This window comes from Hyphomonas oceanitis SCH89, assembly GCF_000685295.1.
Lineage (GTDB): Bacteria > Pseudomonadota > Alphaproteobacteria > Caulobacterales > Hyphomonadaceae > Hyphomonas > Hyphomonas oceanitis.
Genome location: NZ_ARYL01000011.1, coordinates 16,145 through 33,003 on the forward strand (window position 1 = coordinate 16,145; position 16,859 = coordinate 33,003).

Genomic DNA, 16,859 nt, shown 5'->3' on the forward strand with positions numbered 1-16,859 from the left:
GGGGGCCGCTACGTTCAGAGGTTGAACTGACAATCAGGAGAGGGAGACGTGACGCGACTTGTCGTATTTTCGAACCGTGTGCCACTGGGCGACAAGCCGAGCGGCGGCCTGGTTGTCGCCCTCAACGACACGATGGCCTCGCAGGGCGGGCTCTGGATCGGCACTGAAACGGTCAAGGAACGGTCCGGCAATGGTCCGGAGGCACTCATCAATCATCCCGGAGCAACCTTTGAACGCCTCGCCATGGGCCTCACGCCGAAGGAACATGCAGGTTATTATCTCGGCTATTCCAACTCGGTCCTCTGGCCGCTTTTCCATGGCCGCGCCGACCTCCTCAGCGTCAGCGTCGGCCAGTTCACGACCTACAAGTCCGTCAACAGCCGCCTCGCCGAACTCTCTGCGCCGCACCTGCGTCCCGACGACACGATCTGGATCCACGACTATCATCTGATCCCGCTCGCGCATGAGCTGCGCAAGCTCGGTGTGCGAAACCCCATCGGCTTTTTCCTGCACATCCCGTTTCCCGTCGCCAACGGCATCCGCGCCCTTTCGGACAATGCCGAATTCCTCGAATGGTTTTCAGCTTATGACCTTGTGGGCCTGCAGACGCAGCGCGACGTCGCCAATTTCATCGGCGCCTTCCGCACGCTTGGCCGCGCGGAACTGCTGTCTGACGGGCGCCTGCGCTTCAATAACGGCTTCATCCAGGTTGCGAGCTTTCCCATCGGCATAGATGCCACCGGCTTCCGCAAGGCTGCAGAAGAGGCGCCTGAACTGCCGGAGATCACGACGTCAGCCCAGAAGGTCATGATCGGCGTTGACCGCCTCGACTATTCCAAGGGCTTGCCACACAGGCTGCGCGGCTTCCAGGCCTTCCTGCGGGATCGGCATGTCGAGGCGGATCGCATCGCCTTCCTGCAGATCGCCCCGCCCACCCGCGAGGATGTTCAGGCCTACAAGGATATCCGCCGCGACCTCGAACAGCTCTCAGGAGAGGTCAATGGAGAGTTCGGCGACATCGGTTACATGCCCGTTCAATATATACACCGCTCCATCCCCCGCGAACGGCTGGCCGGTCTCTTCCGCCGGGCCGACATTGCGCTCGTCACGCCTCTGAATGACGGCATGAATCTGGTCGCCAAGGAATATGTTGCCGCGCAGGATGAAGCCGACCCCGGCGTGCTCATCCTCTCGCGCTTCGCAGGCGCGGCCGAACAGCTCGCCGAAGGCGCCCTGCTCATCAATCCCTATGACGCTGCCTCGATTGCCGGTGGCATCACACGCGCCGTCACCATGCCGCTGGAAGAGCGTCGCACACGGCACGCGGCCATGTGGGGCGAGATCGCGAGACATGATATTGACTGGTGGACGGCCACTTTCCTGCAATCCCTCGCAAGGGCGGCCGCGTCCCGGCGCACCAGCGAAACCTTTTTCGCGGCGGCCGGGGAATAGGAAGGCCTAGACGTCGCCCGCCACGCCAAAGTCGCGCCGTGCGGAAACGATGGTCACGACCACACCGGCCAGAACATCCAGCAAGGTCATCGACATGAGGATGAAGAAGGTCGAGGTCGCAAAGTTCGGCAGCAGCAGGAACTGGATCAGGCAGACGATGAACAGCATCATCGAAACGGCATGATTGATGATGGTCGACGTGCCCGTGCTGGTCGATTTCAGGATTTCCAGGAACAGGAAGATCACCGCCACCAGCAGGATCGCGTCGCCCTTGGTCAGCATCCAGTCCACGCCGGAAATCATCGGCAGGTGCATGAATGGCCCGTTGAGCAGGTTGAGGATCGGCGCCACGGTCGAGCGCACCAGCTCGCCCTGCGCATTTACTGTCTCGACAGCGCCGCCAAAGCCCAGCGCCAGCAGATTGTACAACACTACCGGAATGACCAGCAGCGGAAAGATCCCGAAAATTACGCGCATGAAGTACCCCTTTTCATTCGAGTCGTCAGAAGCGTGTTTCTCACGCTTCTTGCGTTCCATCTTGGCGACCGCTGCTCCCGCCAGCGCGATCTTCGTGTCTTTGTTCATTTCAACACCACCCGTCCTGCGGCTGAGTTAACACGAGGTTTACCGTAATGCGCCCAGCGATGCGAGCGGATTTCCCCATGCTGGCCGCCCGGTGCGGCCCTCTACCCATAAACAGCGGTAAACACGGCAATTTCGGGTCATAAACGCCACTCCACGGAGAAATACGTGCCAGACATTCATATTTTCACCGGTCCGCCTGGCAGCGGCAAGTCGAGCGTGCTTACGCGCCCTGCGTTGGTATCGGCTATCTATTCTGTAAGCAGAACAATCACGCCGTCTTCCAGATCGGACGGCTCTCCCAATCATCAGGAAATCCCATAGCTTTGCGCTGAACAGGCTCGCGTGTTTGAATTAACTCCTTTAAACGTGTGGAAAAAGTTGTGTCGGGACTTTGATGATTCAACAATCGCATGAGAATGACCAAAACATTATATATGTGATTTTCGGGCTGAGCCTGTCGCCCATTTTGTGATATGCAAAGATCATCACGAAACCGTTTGATGTTTGGAATGCGTTTGACGAGACGGCGATTCCATAATCGACCGTGATGCGCGCAGATGTTTCGCACATACGCTAGTGTTTGAATTGCCCCCTCAAGCGTTTCTCTTGAAGGCAGCCCGATATCCTTGGCTATTGCTGAGCTGATTTTTAAGTTTGAAGTAGCCGAAATCCATTTAGACAGTTCACCGAACGTCATCAGCTCAGTAACAGCCCATAACGGAGGCATGTACGGATTTCCGTACTTTTCCTGATAGTGCGTAATGAACACTTCTCGGCTTTGCTCAGTACGTGCCGCCATTGTTGCTATTCGCTTGGCATGACTCCAGCCAGAATCGAAGAATTCTGCATTCATATGGGCATGCGGACCGCTCGCATGAGACAAATGATATGTCCAACTAGTGCGTAGCGCGATTTCAACCCGTTCGATGGCTTCTGTTACAAGTAGGCGCAGCTGCCTGTCGAATGTGTAGATATCGACGACGGATTCAAACGGGGTGCCTGGAAAAAACACTTTGCTACGTGTTTGATTGTCTTGGGCTGGTTTCTCATATGGAAGCCAATATGCGCTGAGCCGGTAGTAGCCGACAGTGACTAGCCAACGTTTGACAAGATCTTCGTCTACAATAACCATTCCCCGCTGTTTCAGCAGGGTAGCCTGATCATTAATGTTTGTCGCTGGCTTAGAATAGTCCATCAAAAAAGGCCTTCTCGACTAACTCGAGAAGGCCTTAAAGAAGTAACCCCTCGGTATTGGGCAAGCTTGCGCTCTAGGCCTGAGGGGTGTTGTTGAAGCTAACATAGGCATAGAACTCCTAACCGTCAACTAATTGATCACAAAATCCGCTGCTTTGGGCTATGCCGCCGCAGACTGCGTTCTGGATTTGTCGTGTCGCGCGATCTACGCACAGGATGAAGAACGCACGCTCGATTTCGGCGCGCTGGTGCGCGAGGCCTATGAAAGTCTTGGCTTTTCGCTGGTGGACGTGCCGCTGGCGCCCGTCGAGGGCCGTGCCGCCTTCATTCGCCAGCGTATTGGCGCCTAAAGCTCGTCCGCGCCGCCCGGATTGCGCCGGCGGCGGATCAGCCACATCACGCCGCGCAGGTCTGACAGCGCGTCGCCGAGGCGGCCGAAATTGGTATAGTTCGAGGTGCCCGTGGCGCGTGGACGGTGGTTCACGTCGCGATATTCCACCTTGTGCCCCTCGGCCCGGAAGAGCGCGGGCATGTAGCGGTGCATATGATCGAAATAGGGCAGGGACACATAGGTGTCGCGGTAGAAGGCCTTGATGCCGCAGCCGCTGTCATCGCAGTCATCGTTCAGCAGGCGCATGCGGATATTGTTGGCAAAGCGCGACCCGAACCGTTTCCATGCCGTATCCTTGCGACTGGCGCGGCGGCCCATCACCATTTTCAGGTCTTGGGGCGCATCGGCGCGCGTCAGAGCGCGGTAAAGGTCCGGCAGGTCGGCCGGGTCGTTCTGGCCGTCGCCGTCCAGCGTGCCAATCACCGGCGCCCGCGCCGCCAGCACGCCCGAACGAATGGCCCGGCTCTGGCCGGCATTCTTGCGGTGGGCCACAACGCGCAGCATCGGGAAACGGCTTTTCAGCTCCACCAGCACGGCACGTGTGTCATCGGTGGAGGCATCGTCGACGAACAGCATCTCGAAGGCGCGCCCGTCCAGCGCCCGCGCGATCTCCTCGATCAGGCGGGTGACATTGCCAGCCTCATTATGCAGCGGCACGACGATTGAGAATTCGAGGGAATTGGCCAAAACAGAAAGCCTTCGGGCTGTCAGGAGAACGAACCAAGCCTCATAACGAGGCAAGGCGGCAAAAGCGAGACCCTACCGCACTTGGCGCTGGTCCTGCTTTCCTGCCCAAAACCACAAGACGGCGCGCGCGACTGCCGCTAAAAGGCAAAGCCATGACATTCCTCGACCGTATCTCGACCGGCTGGAAAGCCTGGGTCCTGCTTTTCGTGATCACGTTCGGGGCCGCTGCGCCCGGCGTGTTCAACCTGCCTGCGCTCGATCGCGACGAAAGCCGCTTCGCGCAGGCCTCCAAGCAGATGCTGGAATCGGGCGATTATATCCGCCTGCGCTACCAGGACGAGCTGCGCAACAAGAAGCCCGCAGGCATCCATTGGCTGCAGGCCGGGTCGACGGCCCTCTTCACCGGCGCAGAAGCGAAACAGATATGGACCTATCGCGTCCCCAGCTGGCTCGGCGCGGCCTTTGCCACGCTCGCCTGTTTCTGGTGCGGTATCCCCCTCATCGGAAGGCGCGCCAGCTGGCTCGGCGCGGCCCTGTTTGGGGCAACCCTGCTACTGACCAGCGAGGCGCATATTTCCAAGACGGATGGCGTGCTCGTGTTCCTGACCACGCTGAGCATCGGCGCGCTCGCCCGCCTCTACATGCGTAATGACCAGTCGAAACGCATGGCGCTTCTCTTCTGGACGGCCATGGGCCTCGTCTTCCTCATCAAGGGCCCCGTCGGCCCCATGGTCGCCGCCTATGCCGGTATCGGCGCATGGGTGTGGACGAAAGCGACCGTCGGCAAGGGCGGGGACTGGTGGAAAGTCCTCCTCTGGTGGCCCGGGCCGCTCATCTTCGTCGCGCTCGTCCTGCCATGGTTCCTCTGGATTCAAGCCGCGACGCATGGCGAGTTCATCAAGGGCGCCGTCGGCAAGGACTTGAAAGACAAGTTCACCGGCGCCTCCGAAGGCCATGGTGGCTGGCCCTTCTACCACCTCACCCATTTGCCAGCCTGGTTCTTCCCGGCCACGCTGATGCTCGCCCCGGCCTGCGTCGCGGCATGGCATCGCCTGAAACCGCGCAACGAGCTTGGCTGGAAATGGCTGCGCGACTCCGCCGCCATCGCTGCTGTCGTGTTCGCCTTTCTCACGGTTCTCCTGTTCGCGCTGCCATTGCTGCCCCATCCCGCCCTGCTGCTCGCCGCCTTCTGGTACATTGCCGGGCGCGACGACTGGAAATCCCGCTGGCCCATCGGCATTGATGGCCTGACCGACGAGACCCGCGCCATTCGGTTCATCGTCGCCTGGGCCGCGCTCACCTTCGTCTTCTTCGAACTGATGCCCACGCTGCTCAGCCACTATATCCTCCCCGCCTATCCGGCCATGGGCCTCCTCTGCGGCTATGCCGCCGTGCAGCTGATGGACGGTGTGCGCATGCCGGTCACCCGCTGGATATCACTGGTTCTCTTCGCGATTGGCGCGATCCTGCTGCTCGCTGTTTCCTTCCCCGGTGTCGCGGTCTTCTACATGGAAGAAACCGCTGGTGACTTCAAAACCGTCGCGGCCAGCCAGGTGCTCGAGTCCTGGACGGCCTATCGCAGCTTCCCGCTCTGGCTCTGGTGGGTCGGCTTTGCCCTTGCAGGTTTTGCCATCGTGGAATTTGCCCGTCGCAAGGACGGCCTCGCCATCCTGCTCGCCATCGCCGCCAGCATCACGATCGGCTGGCACGTGCGCATCTTCATGCTGCCAAGCCAGGTCTGGCTGCAGCCGACCGAAACGGCCCGCGCGGCGCTGGAAGAAGTCTGCGGCGTGCCCGGCGATGATGCGGATTGCAACACGGTCGCGCCCCAACGCATCCTGGCCCTCGGCTATGCAGAGCCCTCCTACATCCTCACCATGGGCACGCAGAACCTGCACCCACCTGAAACCCCGCTCGACCTGCCCACAGACATGGCCGCCTATCCGGTCGTCTATCTCGTCAACTTCGAGGATCGCAAAGCCGTTCCCGCCATCGCCGATGAAGTCGCAAACCTGCGCGCAGAAGCCGCCAGAATGAAGCTCTGCGTCACCGAGTCCGAGCCACACTACGCCCTCAACTATTCCAATGGCGACCCGGTCAATTTCCGGGCGATCCGCTTCGATACCGGCGGTTGCCCGGGCGTCTCGCCTGCCGAGTGATGGGCGCTTGCTAGAAGCTGTAATCCAGCCGTACGCCAAAGGTGCGCGGGTCTGAACGGAACGTGTTGTAGCCGATGAAGCCATAGCCCGAGAGGGCATAGTCTTCATCGGTGAGGTTCCGGCCCCAGAGTGTCAGGCTCAGCCCCGTGTCGATAAAGGCGAACGTCGCCTCGGCCTGAAGCGTGGTGAAGCCCTTCTGCATCCGCGCCTCAAGGCCTTCCGGGTCCAGATAATAGTCGCCGCGATACTTGGCATGGGCCGCAAGGCTGGCGTCCACACCCGGCGTCAGCGCAAAGTCATAACGCGCGCCCAGCGTCGCCGACACGTCCGAGGCAAAGGGCAGGGGATTGCCGTCAAAGGTGGCCGCATTGCCGCCAATATCGGATGACTGGTCGATCTCCGTGTCCAGCAGCGTCAGCCCGGCATCCAGCGTCAGGCCCTCCGTCGCCCGCCACGTAACGTCCGCCTCAGCGCCATGGACAGTCGCGGCATCAAGGTTCGACAGCGAGTTCGAGGTAATGCTCGATCCGTCCGGCAGCGGGAAGTTCACGAAGATGCGGGCCTGCGGCGAATCGTAATCCTGCCAGAAGGCCGCCAGCGTCCATGTCAGCGCCTCCGTAGGGCGCGCCTTGTAGCCGACCTCATAGGCCGTGACTGACTCCGCAGAGAACAGGCCCTCATCAGCAAAATGCGTCGCATTGTTCTGCACTTCACCATTGAAGCCGCCGGACTTGTAGCTGTTCGCCACAGACGCATAGGCCGTGCCAGCACCGAGATCATAGGCAAGCGCCGCATTGCCGCTGAGGCGCGTCTCATCAATCGTGTTCGACCCATAGGCGAGGCCAAGCCCGTTCACATTGTTATACCCAATGGTGCCATCCTCGAAGACATGCCGTCCGCTGCCATGCCCGTCGATCTCCTCATGCGTGAGGCGCAAGCCAAACGTGGCGGTCAGCTGTTCTGTCAGGTCAAAATCATTGTGCGTGAAGGCCGCGAGCGTATCGCGCGACTGGTTGATATCGGTCACCAGCGTCATGGCGCGGGTGGGCGAGACGGGCGTCGGGCCCGCGCGGCTCGCTGCACCGACATAGGGGCAGGTGCCGATCAGCGTAGATGGGTCCAGCTCGCCGCACCAGATCGTATAGGTCTGGCTGAAATCATCGGTCGATGCGCTGAGGCCGAATAGCGTATGCCCGCCGGTCCAGTCCGTCTGCAGGCGGAACTCCTGCGAATACTGACGGAATGAGCGGTCATAGGAAAGGTTCGCACTGAGCGCCGCATTGCCGAAAAGGGCCGGGGCGCCGTCAAAGTCAAACCCGTATTGCTGCGCATAGCCTTCAAAGGCCGTCAGCGATGAAAGCTCCCAGCGACCAAGGTCGCGCGTATAGTCCACCGACGCGCCATAGAAGGCATTATCCGTGTCCTGCGTGCCGGTGCCTTCAACCGCGATCTCATGGTCGCCAAGGTCGAGGCTGTCATTGCGCGGCGAGGCATTGACGCCATTGTCTTCTTCGTAATGCGTGCGCATCAGAAGGCGCCCGCCCAGCATTTCGTCCCAGTTGAGGCCAAGGCGCAGGCCAAACTCGTCACGCACGCCGCCAGCGTCTTCCGGTCCGGCGGTGTTGTCCAGCGCCGCATCGCGCGACAGGTAGCGCCCGGCAAGACGATAGCTGAAGCCGCCGCCAAGGCTCTCCCCATAGGCGCCGCCAAGATCGACACGATTGAAATTGCCATATCCGGCGCTCAGATAGCGCGACTGGCCCTCGCCCGGCTTGGCCGTGATGAAATTGATCGCCCCGCCGGAGGCATTGCGGCCATAGAGCGTGCCCTGCGGGCCTTTCAGCACTTCGATCCGCTCAAGGTCGTACAGCATCAGGCCGGTCTGCACATTGGTGGCCAAATAGACGCCATCTGCATAAACCGCCGCTGCGCCGGGCGTCAGCGCCTGATGGTCCACCGCGCCGATACCACGGATCTGGAACGCCACCTGCGTGCCATTTGCCACCGCCGCATCGACGCCCGTCAGCAGGTCCGTCACGTCCTCTGCGCCGAGATAGGCCTTTGCCAGTTTGAGGTCATCCGCCCCAATCACGCTGACCGACATCGGAATGTCGCTGAGCGGCGTGGCGCCGGGAACAGCCGTCGTCACGACCGGGTCGAGACGCTTGGTCTCGTCCTGGGTCTGGGCGAGGGCCGGGGCGGCAAAGGAGAGCAGGACAAGCGAGGCGGGGAGGGCGCAGGATGATTTCATCCGGCGCGATTAGGCCAGTTGAGAATCCTTGGCAACAGTTGCAAATATTACGATTTGCGTGACGCTGCCGTCAGCAATTTGAGGGTCAAAAACCTGTTAGCGCCCTCAGCGCGGCGCGCGTTTCGCCAGGATGCGCTGCAGCGTGCGGCGATGCATGTTCAGGCGGCGGGCCGTCTCGGACACATTGTGATTGCACAGCTCATACACGCGCTGGATATGTTCCCAGCGCACCCGGTCGGCCGACATCGGATTTTCCGGCGGCGCCGGTTTTTCGTCCTTCGTGGCGGTGAGCGCACGAATGATATCGTCAACATCAGCCGGTTTGGACAGGTAGTCGACCGCGCCAGCCTTCACGGCGGCAACCGCTGTTGCGATGGCGCCATAGCCGGTCAGGATCACGGCGCGGGCATCAGGGCGAAATTTTTGCAGTACTTCGACCACATCAAGCCCGCTGCCGTCTTCCAGGCGCAGGTCCAGCACGGCGAAGGCGGGTGGGTTCATGCGGGCAATATCCTTGCCCTCGCTGACGGTCGAGACGGCGGAAACCACAAAGCCGCGCTGGGCCAGCGCCCGCGCCATGCGTTGTACGAACGGGCCATCGTCATCCATCACGAGGCAGGAACGATCTTCCACGCCCTTGAGGCTTTCGTGCACGTTAACTGTCACCGGGCGGTCCATGGCCGCGTTCCTTCTTGCGATTCAGATTCAATATAGGCCTTTTGCACGGCTTAGGCCAATTTAGAAGCCTCAAGTGCTGCACGCGGCCACAGGGCCTGCACAACGGCGCCCCGTTTCGGCGGTGTGCGGTTACGCGTGGCGATGCGCCCGCCAGTGCGTTCGATCAGTGTTTTGGCGATGAAAAAACCAAGCCCCATGTCTCCGCCGCCGAGCTGCGCCTCGCTCCGCTGCGAGACATAAGGCTCGCCCAGTTTCGGCATCACTTCAGCCGCAAAGCCCGGCCCGTCATCGGTGATCGTGATCAGCACCTGGTCATCCGTCCATGAAGCCACCGCCGTCACGCGCGTGTCGGCAAAGCTGACGGCATTCTCGATAAAGGCGCCAAGGGCGTGCAGGATTTCAGGGCTGCGATTGAGGATCGGCGCCTTCGCCTCGCCCCGGTCGCCCGGACCAGCGCGCACGACCAGGTCGACGCCAAGGCCCTTGAACGGGGCGGCGGCCTCTTCCACCAGCGCATCCAGCGGCATCAGGGCGTGTACGATGTCGGTGGCCTCGCGTGCCTCCCGGATGGTGGCCAGAATGGACCGGCAACGGTCCGCCTGTTCCGCGATAAGGCGCACATCTTCCATGTTCGGATCATCAGGGTCGAGCTCGGCCAGCAATTCCTTGGAGACAAGGTGGATCGTGGCCAGCGGTGTGCCAAGCTCATGCGTCGTCATCGCCGACATGGCGCCCAGCGCGGACAGCTTCTGCTCACGCGCCATGACGACGCTGGCGGCATCAAGCGCGCGCACGAGGCGGGCTTCATCCTGGCTGACGCGTACGGCGGAGAGCGAGAAGAAGACAAGGCCCACGGCGAGCGCCGTGAACTGGCCCCACTGGAACAGGGGCGGCAGGCTGATCACTTCGCCATTCAGCCAGGGCAAGGGAAGGGCCACGAACGGCATCAACGCGGCCAGCAAAAGGGCCAGAACGGCCACCAAAGTCGCCCGCATCTGTGACACGGAAAGCGCCGCCACCGTCACCGGCGCCAGAAGCAGCAGCAGGAACGGGTTCGACAGGCCGCCCGTTGCGGTAATCAACGCCGCCAGTTGCAGCGTGTCGAAGGCCAGCTGCAGGCTTGCCTCCCAGCCGCGCGTCAGGCGCTGGCTCTGGAAGGCAAAGGCCAGGAACACGTTAAGCCAGGCGGAGGCGGCGATAATCGCCAGGCACAGCGCCAGCGGCAGCTCGAAACCCAGCACGAAAGCCACGAAGAGTACGGCCATGGTCTGCCCGGCCACGGCCAGCCAGCGCAGCGTGATGAAGGTGCGCAGCCGCGTGCGTCCCAGCGCCGACTGGGCCGAGCCTAGGCCTTCCGGGGCCAGTGTGAACACGGCATCGTCGAGGCCGTAACGGGAGTCGCGGGTGATATCGTCCATGCGATGCTTATGCGTCAGCGTGACCCTTGCGCCAAGCGGTGCGTTGGCGGCATATCGCGGCCATGACCTTTCCCTATCGCACCCTGATCGCGGCGCTCGGCGCCTTTGCCGCCACCGCCTGTTCCCCGTCCGGCCCTGCCGATACGCCCGAAGGCGCCAAGTCCGGCGGCACCAAGTCAGGCTGTCTCAGCCGCGCCTATCCGGAGATTGGCGGGCCTATCTCGCTGGTCAATGACAAGGGCGAGGCGGTTACGCAGGATACGTTCAAGGGCCATCCGACGCTGATCTATTTCGGCTTCACCTATTGCCCGGACGTCTGCCCAATGACGCTGGTGACCGTGGCGCGCGCCTACAAGATGCTGCCTGAAGGTATCGACCCGCCGCAAACACTGCTGATCTCCATCGATCCGGAGCGCGATACGCCCGAGAAACTTGCCGAATATGTTGCGACGTCAGCCTTCCCGGACAATCTGGTCGGCCTCACCGGCACGCCCGAACAGGTTCGCGCCGCCGCGCAGGCTTTCATTGCCGACTATTCCCGGGTTGATGATCCCAGCAGCACGGCCGGCTATACGATGGACCATACGAGCCTGCTCTACCTGATGGACAAGGACTGGAACCTCAAGACCTTCTTCACCCATGACGACACGAGCGAGACCATTGCCGCCTGCCTCGCCGATGTGTTGGACGAGTAGGCGGCATTAGGCTTAGGCGGCGGTCCAGCCACCATCGATTGAAAGTTCCGCGCCATTGATCTGGTCGGCGTCGGGCGAGCAGAGGAAGGCGGCAAAGCCGGCAATCTGTTCGACTGTCACGAATTGCTTGGTCGGCTGGGCATCAAGGATAACGTTCTTGATCACGTCTTCCTTCGACATGCCACGCGCCTTGGCCGTGTCGGCAATCTGCCCGTCAACAAGCGGCGTGTGCACATAGCCGGGGCAGATCAGGTTGCAGCGCACGCCATGCTGCGCGCCCTCCAGCGCGGTCACCTTGGTGAGGCCCGCGAGGCCATGCTTGGCGGTGACATAGGCGGACTTGAAGGGCGAAGCGACCTTGGCATGGGCGCTGCCTGTATTGATGATACGGCCCCAGCCCTTTTCCTTCATGCCGCCAAGGGCCATGCGGGTCGTATGGAAGGCTGATGTCAGGTTCAGGGCAATGATCAGGTCCCATTTCGCAATGGGGAATTCCTCGATGGGCGCAACATATTGCACGCCTGCATTGTTCACGAGAATGTCGGCGCCGCCAAAGTCGCGGGCGACATAGCCCATCATGCCTTCAATCGCGTCCGGCTTGGTCAGGTCAGCGTTCGCATAGCCGACTTTCACGCCGAATTCCTTGGCCATCCCGGCCCGTTCGGCCTCGATTTCCGCCTCGTCGCCAAACCCGTTGAGCACGATATTGCAACCCTCGCGCGCGAACCGTGTCGCGATCGCCTTCCCGATACCACTCGTGGATCCCGTGACGAGTGCAGTTTTTCCGGTCAGCATGATGAAGTCTCCTTGAGGCGCAGGCGCGCTGTGTTTAGGGATAAAGGCGGCCTTGGGAGGGTCGCAGGCGTAAGTGTAGAGGATAGGCAGGTTCGATGGGCGGTGAAATCGGTGCTTTCGTTGAGGCTTTCCCTCGCTTTCTGATATGGACGACCGCGGCCGGTGTCATGTTACTTGTCGCCAGTACTATTTATGTACTCCTGACGCCGTGGAAAGAACTGGCACTGGTAAAAGGCGGAAACGCCTCGGCCGGCCTCGCGCTGGCCGGCGCGATCACCGGCCTCGCCATTCCGATTGCATCCACGCTGGCCTCCAGCGTCTCCCTGCTCGACCTGCTGATCTGGGGCGTCATCGCGCTGCTGCTTCAATTGATCGTATACCGATTGGTGGATGTCGTGCTGCGCGACCTGCCAAGGCGGATTGAGGATGACCAGGCCGGCGCGGCCATCGTGCTGATCGCCGCCAAGCTGTCATCCGCCCTTATTCTGGCCGCCGGATTGTGGGATCCGGCCTTGCAAAGGTTCTAGCGCGCAGGAGGCGCCACCGACCATGAGATCGTTTGACTGGGTCCTGTACCTGCTGGTCTTCACCGTCGTGGTCGGAACCCTTTTTGCGAACGAGCGCAGCGCCGACGCGCCCGAACCGCCGCCAACAGTTCTGGAATCCGACGGGCCCACGCTGCCGCCCCCCTCCATTCTCGATGAACAGATCCTCGTCCAGGTCGATGAGCCGAAAGACGGTATCGGAACGGCCTTTGCCATCAACACAAAAGGCGACTGGGTCACTGCCCGGCACGTCGTCGATGGCTGCAACAGCGTCGGCTTGCTGATCGCGCCGGACCAGTACGTGCCCGCTGCGCGCGTCACCGTCGATCCGGACCATGACCTCGCCCTGATTTCCACCGGCCGCAGCCCCGCCGCCGTGAAGCTCGATCTTGGTTCGCCCCTGCGCGTCGGTGCCGAAGGCTATCATGTTGGCTATCCGCAAGGTCGGCCCGGTGAAGTGGCCACCCGTCTCATGTCGCGTTCGAAGCTCATCACGCGCGGGCGCCGCGACGGGCAGGAACCGATCCTCGCCTGGGCCGAGATTGGCCGAACGCAGGGCCTGACCGGCACGCTGGGCGGCATTTCCGGCGGCCCGGTCTTTGACAAGAATGGCGGCGTGCGCGGCGTGATCGTTGCCGAGAGCCCGCGCCGGGGCCGTATCTATACGGCGGCGCCCTCGTCGGTTGAGGCCTTCCTGACCAGTCTGAATGTGCCCATCACCGAAGGCCCGAACGAGCCTTTCACGGCCAATACCTATGGCCCGCAATCAGATAATGCCCGCCGCCGCTTGCAGGTGGTCAAGGTTGCATGCCAGGTGCGGCCATGACTGATTTTGCCAGCCGCCTCGTCGATTCAACACGGGCCCTTGGGCCGCTTTGCGTCGGTATTGATCCGCATCCCGGCCGCGTGCCCGCCTTGTTCGGCGGCGACACGCCTGAAGGCCTTGCCCGCTGGGGCGAAGCGATTGTTGAACAGGTGGCCGGGCGTGCCGGTGTCCTCAAGCCGCAGGTCGGCCTGTTCGAACGCCTCGGCCCGGATGGCATGCGCGCCCTGCAGCGCGTCTGCGACGCGGCCAAGGCCGCAGGCCTGATTGTGATCACGGATGCCAAGCGCGGCGATATCGGCTCGACGGCAGAGGGCTATGCGCAAGCCTATCTTGGCAGACACGCCCCGTTTGCGTCCGATGCGGTCACGGTAAACCCCTATATGGGCATGGACACGCTGGAGCCCTTCCTCGCGGCCGCCGAGGCGAACGGCAAGGGCGTCGTCGTGCTCGCCCGCACGTCCAATCCCGGTTCGGCCGACTTCCAGACGCAGGACATGGGCGGCGCGCCGCTCTATGCCCGCGTTGTTGAGGCCTTGCAGCCTGCCATTGAGCGCCTGACAGGGGCGTCGGGATGGTCGAGCCTGATGCTGGTGGCCGGCGCGACCGGCCCGGACGAGGCCCGCAAGCTGCGCGCTCTGGCGCCGACTTGCCTGATGCTCGTGCCCGGTTACGGCGCGCAGGGCAGTGGCGCGGCCGATGCGCTGGCGGGTTTCGTGCGGCGCGGCAACCATCTCGAAGGCGGCGTGGTCAATGCCTCCCGCTCTGTGAACTTCCCGGAAGGTGCAGCCGAGGCTGCTGACCTGGGCGCGTGGCAGCGCATCATTGCGGCGGCCATCGAGGCGGCACAGGCTGATCTCACATCGCTCAGCGGCGTTACGGATCGCGCCGGAACCCTCGCTGGCAGCTGACCCAGCGAAACGTCTCGACAAATGCCGATCACGTACTAGCATGCGCGCCTGATCAGAGATCGCGCGCAAGATCGCGACCATAACCATACACGGGAGAGAGACGGCCATGACACATTGGCGTTCATTCATCATGGCTGGCAGTGCGCTGGCCCTGCTTGCAGGCTGCGCACCGAAGGAAGAGGCCAAGGCGCCGGAAGCGCCAGCGGTCGAGGCGCCCTTCGCAGATGTCGATACCAATCGCATTGAAACGGCCAGCGGCGGCGCGGAATGGCTGACCTATGGCGGTACCTATGACGAGCAGCGCTTCTCGACACTGACCGGTATCAATACCGAGAACGTCTCGCGTCTGGGCGTTGCCTGGACCCATGATCTCGACACCAATCGCGGTGTCGAAGCCACGCCCATCGTTGTTGACGGTGTGATGTATGTCACCTCGGCCTGGTCGGTCGTCTATGCGCTCGACGCCAAGACGGGCGAAGCGCTCTGGACCTATGATCCTGATGTCGACCGCGCCGTCGGTGTGAAAGCCTGCTGCGATGTCGTGAACCGCGGTGTCGCTGTCTACAAGGGCAAGGTCTATGTCGGCGTCATCGACGGCCGCCTTGATGCGCTTGATGCCAAGACCGGCGCAAAGGTCTGGAGCACGGTCACCGTCGACCAGGCCAAGCCTTACACGATCACAGGCGCCCCGCGCGTCGTGAACGGCAAGGTGCTGATCGGCAATGGCGGCGCCGAGCTGGGCGTGCGCGGCTATCTCACCGCCTATGATGCCGAAACCGGCAAGAAGCTCTGGCGCTTCTACACCGTTCCAAACCCGACAAAGCAGCCTGACCATGAAGCCTCCGACAAGGCTTTCGAGACTGTCGGCAACGTCACCTGGGGTGATGAAGGCGCATGGGTCACCGATGGCGGCGGCGGCACGGTCTGGGATTCGATCGTGTATGACTCAGTCAACGACCAGATCATTTTCGGCGTCGGCAATGGTTCGCCCTGGAACCGCACGTTCCGCGACCCGTCCGGCGGCGACAACCTCTTCCTCTCGTCCATCGTGGCGGTGGATGCCAATACGGGCGAATACAAGTGGCATTTCCAGACCACCCCTGGCGATAATTGGGATTATACAGCTACCCAGTCGATCATCCTGGCTGACCTGCCCCTTGGCGAGAACGGTGCCACGCGCCGCGTCGCCATGCAGGCGCCCAAGAACGGCTTCTTCTATGTTCTGGATGCTGCCACCGGCGAATTCCTCAAAGGCAACGCTTACGGCGCGATGAACTGGGCAACCGGCCTCGACGAGAATGGCCGCCCGATGGAAGTGGCGGCGGCCCGTTACGGTAAGACGCCTCACCAGCAGCTGCCCGGCCCGCTCGGCGCGCATAACTGGCAGCCAATGGCCTACAGCCCGGAAACGAAGCTGGCGTATATCCCGGCGCAGGAAATCCCGCAGGCCTATGTCGAGGATCCGCGTTTTGCGTCCAAGGCCGTCGGCTGGAACACAGGCGCTGACTTCTCGTCCGGCATTCCGCCAATTGCGCCGCCGGATGTGGCGAAATTCCTCCGCTCGACGCTCAAGGGCCATCTCATAGCGTGGGATCCGGTCAAGGGCGAACCGCGCTGGACAGTCGATTATGACAATGCCTGGAATGGCGGCGTGCTGGCCACGGCAGGCAATCTTGTCTTCCAGGGCAAGCTCAGCGGCGAGTTTGTGGCCTATAATGCCACGACCGGCGAAAAGCTCTGGAGCCAGAACGTGAAAGCTGGCGCGGCCGCTGGCCCCGGAACTTATGAGATCGACGGCGAGCAATATGTCACGATCACGACCGGCTGGGGCAGCGCCTTTGCGCTGGTTGCCGGCTATGCCTATGACGACGCTGTGCCTTCATCCGTCGGCAAGGTGGTCACGTTCAAAGTGGGCGGCACAGGCCTGATTGCCGATTCAAACCTTCCTCCGATCGACCGGACACCCAAGGCTGATGCCTTCGGCGACGAAGCGATGGTTGCGGACGGCGCCATTGCCTTCTCGCGCAATTGCATGGTTTGCCATGGCGCCCTCGCCAAGAGTTCCGGCGTGCTGCCGGACCTGCGCTGGTCGGCCATCACCGGTAATGCCGAAGCCTGGAAGGGCGTTGTCATCGACGGCAACCTTGCCGCCAATGGCATGGTCTCGTTCGCCGAGTTCGTGACGCCCGAAGAGTCAGAGGCCATCCGCGCCTATGTCCTCGCTCAGGCCCATGCAACAGCTGACGCAACGGGCGGCGAGCAATAGTCTTGTCAC

The 16,859-nt window shown here is 62.0% G+C and carries 15 protein-coding genes; 8 read left to right on the plus strand and 7 right to left on the minus strand.

Going from position 1 to position 16,859, the window contains the following annotated elements:
* Positions 1-48 precede the first annotated feature (48 nt).
* Positions 49-1,452, plus strand: a complete 1,404-nt coding sequence (locus HOC_RS08515; protein ID WP_051624666.1) for an alpha,alpha-trehalose-phosphate synthase (UDP-forming) — start codon at positions 49-51, stop codon at positions 1,450-1,452.
* 6 nt (positions 1,453-1,458) lie between these two features.
* Here HOC_RS08515 and HOC_RS08520 read toward each other — a convergent pair whose 3' ends face one another.
* Both HOC_RS08520 and HOC_RS21750 read right to left on the minus strand, forming a co-directional pair.
* Positions 1,459-2,037, minus strand: a complete 579-nt coding sequence (locus HOC_RS08520; RefSeq protein WP_241766950.1) for a hypothetical protein — start codon at positions 2,035-2,037, stop codon at positions 1,459-1,461.
* Positions 2,038-2,305: 268 nt separating this feature from the next.
* Positions 2,306-3,232, minus strand: a complete 927-nt coding sequence (locus HOC_RS21750) for an Abi family protein (protein WP_084146222.1) — start codon at positions 3,230-3,232, stop codon at positions 2,306-2,308.
* Between the two features lie 133 nt (positions 3,233-3,365).
* On the opposite strand from HOC_RS21750, the gene HOC_RS08525 reads away from it, so the two are divergent.
* Positions 3,366-3,581, plus strand: coding sequence for a hypothetical protein (locus HOC_RS08525; protein WP_035537573.1), 216 nt, complete (start codon positions 3,366-3,368; stop codon positions 3,579-3,581).
* Here HOC_RS08525 and HOC_RS08530 read toward each other — a convergent pair.
* Positions 3,578-4,309 carry a glycosyltransferase family 2 protein gene (locus HOC_RS08530; protein ID WP_156950426.1) on the minus strand — a complete coding sequence of 244 codons (732 nt, stop codon included), beginning with the start codon at positions 4,307-4,309 and terminating at the stop codon, positions 3,578-3,580. The genes HOC_RS08525 and HOC_RS08530 overlap by 4 nt on opposite strands.
* A gap of 152 nt (positions 4,310-4,461) precedes the next feature.
* Between HOC_RS08530 and HOC_RS22530 the strand changes: the two genes are divergently transcribed.
* Positions 4,462-6,468 carry an ArnT family glycosyltransferase gene (locus HOC_RS22530; protein WP_035537576.1) on the plus strand — a complete coding sequence of 669 codons (2,007 nt, stop codon included), beginning with the start codon at positions 4,462-4,464 and terminating at the stop codon, positions 6,466-6,468.
* A 10-nt stretch (positions 6,469-6,478) separates the two neighbouring features.
* Here HOC_RS22530 and HOC_RS08540 read toward each other — a convergent pair whose 3' ends face one another.
* The 3 genes from HOC_RS08540 to HOC_RS08550 all read right to left on the minus strand — a co-directional run bounded on the left by HOC_RS08540 (position 6,479) and on the right by HOC_RS08550 (position 10,815).
* A complete protein-coding gene (locus HOC_RS08540) occupies positions 6,479-8,719 on the minus strand; it encodes a TonB-dependent receptor (protein ID WP_035537579.1) in 2,241 nt (746 codons plus the stop codon).
* 105 nt (positions 8,720-8,824) lie between these two features.
* A complete protein-coding gene (locus HOC_RS08545) occupies positions 8,825-9,397 on the minus strand; it encodes an ActR/PrrA/RegA family redox response regulator transcription factor (RefSeq protein ID WP_034740167.1) in 573 nt (190 codons plus the stop codon).
* Between the two features lie 50 nt (positions 9,398-9,447).
* Positions 9,448-10,815 (minus strand): ActS/PrrB/RegB family redox-sensitive histidine kinase, encoded by a 1,368-nt coding sequence (locus tag HOC_RS08550; protein ID WP_035537580.1) that lies wholly within the window; start codon positions 10,813-10,815, stop codon positions 9,448-9,450.
* Positions 10,816-10,877: 62 nt separating this feature from the next.
* Here HOC_RS08550 and HOC_RS08555 point away from each other — a divergent pair, with 62 nt between their 5' ends.
* The gene (locus HOC_RS08555) at positions 10,878-11,510 is read left to right on the plus strand and encodes an SCO family protein (protein ID WP_035537582.1); all 633 of its coding nucleotides are present in this window, start codon (positions 10,878-10,880) and stop codon (positions 11,508-11,510) included.
* Between the two features lie 12 nt (positions 11,511-11,522).
* Here the strand turns inward: HOC_RS08555 and HOC_RS08560 are convergent, their stop codons facing one another.
* Entirely contained in the window at positions 11,523-12,305 is a 783-nt protein-coding gene (locus HOC_RS08560; protein WP_035537583.1) for a 3-hydroxybutyrate dehydrogenase, read from the minus strand.
* 95 nt (positions 12,306-12,400) lie between these two features.
* Here HOC_RS08560 and HOC_RS08565 point away from each other — a divergent pair, with 95 nt between their 5' ends.
* The 4 genes from HOC_RS08565 (at position 12,401) to HOC_RS08580 (ending at position 16,850) form a co-directional block, all read left to right on the plus strand.
* Positions 12,401-12,832, plus strand: a complete 432-nt coding sequence (locus HOC_RS08565; protein ID WP_035537585.1) for a DUF350 domain-containing protein — start codon at positions 12,401-12,403, stop codon at positions 12,830-12,832.
* Between the two features lie 22 nt (positions 12,833-12,854).
* A complete protein-coding gene (locus tag HOC_RS08570; protein WP_035537587.1) occupies positions 12,855-13,676 on the plus strand; it encodes a S1 family peptidase in 822 nt (273 codons plus the stop codon).
* On the plus strand, positions 13,673-14,584 hold the full coding sequence (gene pyrF, locus HOC_RS08575; protein WP_035537731.1) for an orotidine-5'-phosphate decarboxylase: 912 nt from the start codon (positions 13,673-13,675) through the stop codon (positions 14,582-14,584). Before HOC_RS08570 ends, pyrF begins: the two co-directional genes overlap by 4 nt.
* A 106-nt stretch (positions 14,585-14,690) precedes the next feature.
* Positions 14,691-16,850 carry a PQQ-dependent dehydrogenase, methanol/ethanol family gene (locus HOC_RS08580; protein ID WP_035537589.1) on the plus strand — a complete coding sequence of 720 codons (2,160 nt, stop codon included), beginning with the start codon at positions 14,691-14,693 and terminating at the stop codon, positions 16,848-16,850.
* Positions 16,851-16,859 lie beyond the last annotated feature (9 nt).

What these genes read in the sequence shown, in the direction of transcription:
- HOC_RS08520 (WP_241766950.1), bottom strand. Translation starts at nt 2,037, where the DNA reads ATGAACAAAGACACGAAGATCGCGCTGGCGGGAGCAGCGGTCGCCAAG.
- HOC_RS21750 (WP_084146222.1), bottom strand. Translation starts at nt 3,232, where the DNA reads ATGGACTATTCTAAGCCAGCGACAAACATTAATGATCAGGCTACCCTG.
- HOC_RS22530 (WP_035537576.1), top strand. Translation starts at nt 4,462, where the DNA reads ATGACATTCCTCGACCGTATCTCGACCGGCTGGAAAGCCTGGGTCCTG.
- HOC_RS08540 (WP_035537579.1), bottom strand. Translation starts at nt 8,719, where the DNA reads ATGAAATCATCCTGCGCCCTCCCCGCCTCGCTTGTCCTGCTCTCCTTT.
- HOC_RS08545 (WP_034740167.1), bottom strand. Translation starts at nt 9,397, where the DNA reads ATGGACCGCCCGGTGACAGTTAACGTGCACGAAAGCCTCAAGGGCGTG.
- HOC_RS08550 (WP_035537580.1), bottom strand. Translation starts at nt 10,815, where the DNA reads ATGGACGATATCACCCGCGACTCCCGTTACGGCCTCGACGATGCCGTG.
- HOC_RS08555 (WP_035537582.1), top strand. Translation starts at nt 10,878, where the DNA reads ATGACCTTTCCCTATCGCACCCTGATCGCGGCGCTCGGCGCCTTTGCC.
- HOC_RS08560 (WP_035537583.1), bottom strand. Translation starts at nt 12,305, where the DNA reads ATGCTGACCGGAAAAACTGCACTCGTCACGGGATCCACGAGTGGTATC.
- HOC_RS08565 (WP_035537585.1), top strand. Translation starts at nt 12,401, where the DNA reads ATGGGCGGTGAAATCGGTGCTTTCGTTGAGGCTTTCCCTCGCTTTCTG.
- HOC_RS08570 (WP_035537587.1), top strand. Translation starts at nt 12,855, where the DNA reads ATGAGATCGTTTGACTGGGTCCTGTACCTGCTGGTCTTCACCGTCGTG.
- pyrF (WP_035537731.1), top strand. Translation starts at nt 13,673, where the DNA reads ATGACTGATTTTGCCAGCCGCCTCGTCGATTCAACACGGGCCCTTGGG.
- HOC_RS08580 (WP_035537589.1), top strand. Translation starts at nt 14,691, where the DNA reads ATGACACATTGGCGTTCATTCATCATGGCTGGCAGTGCGCTGGCCCTG.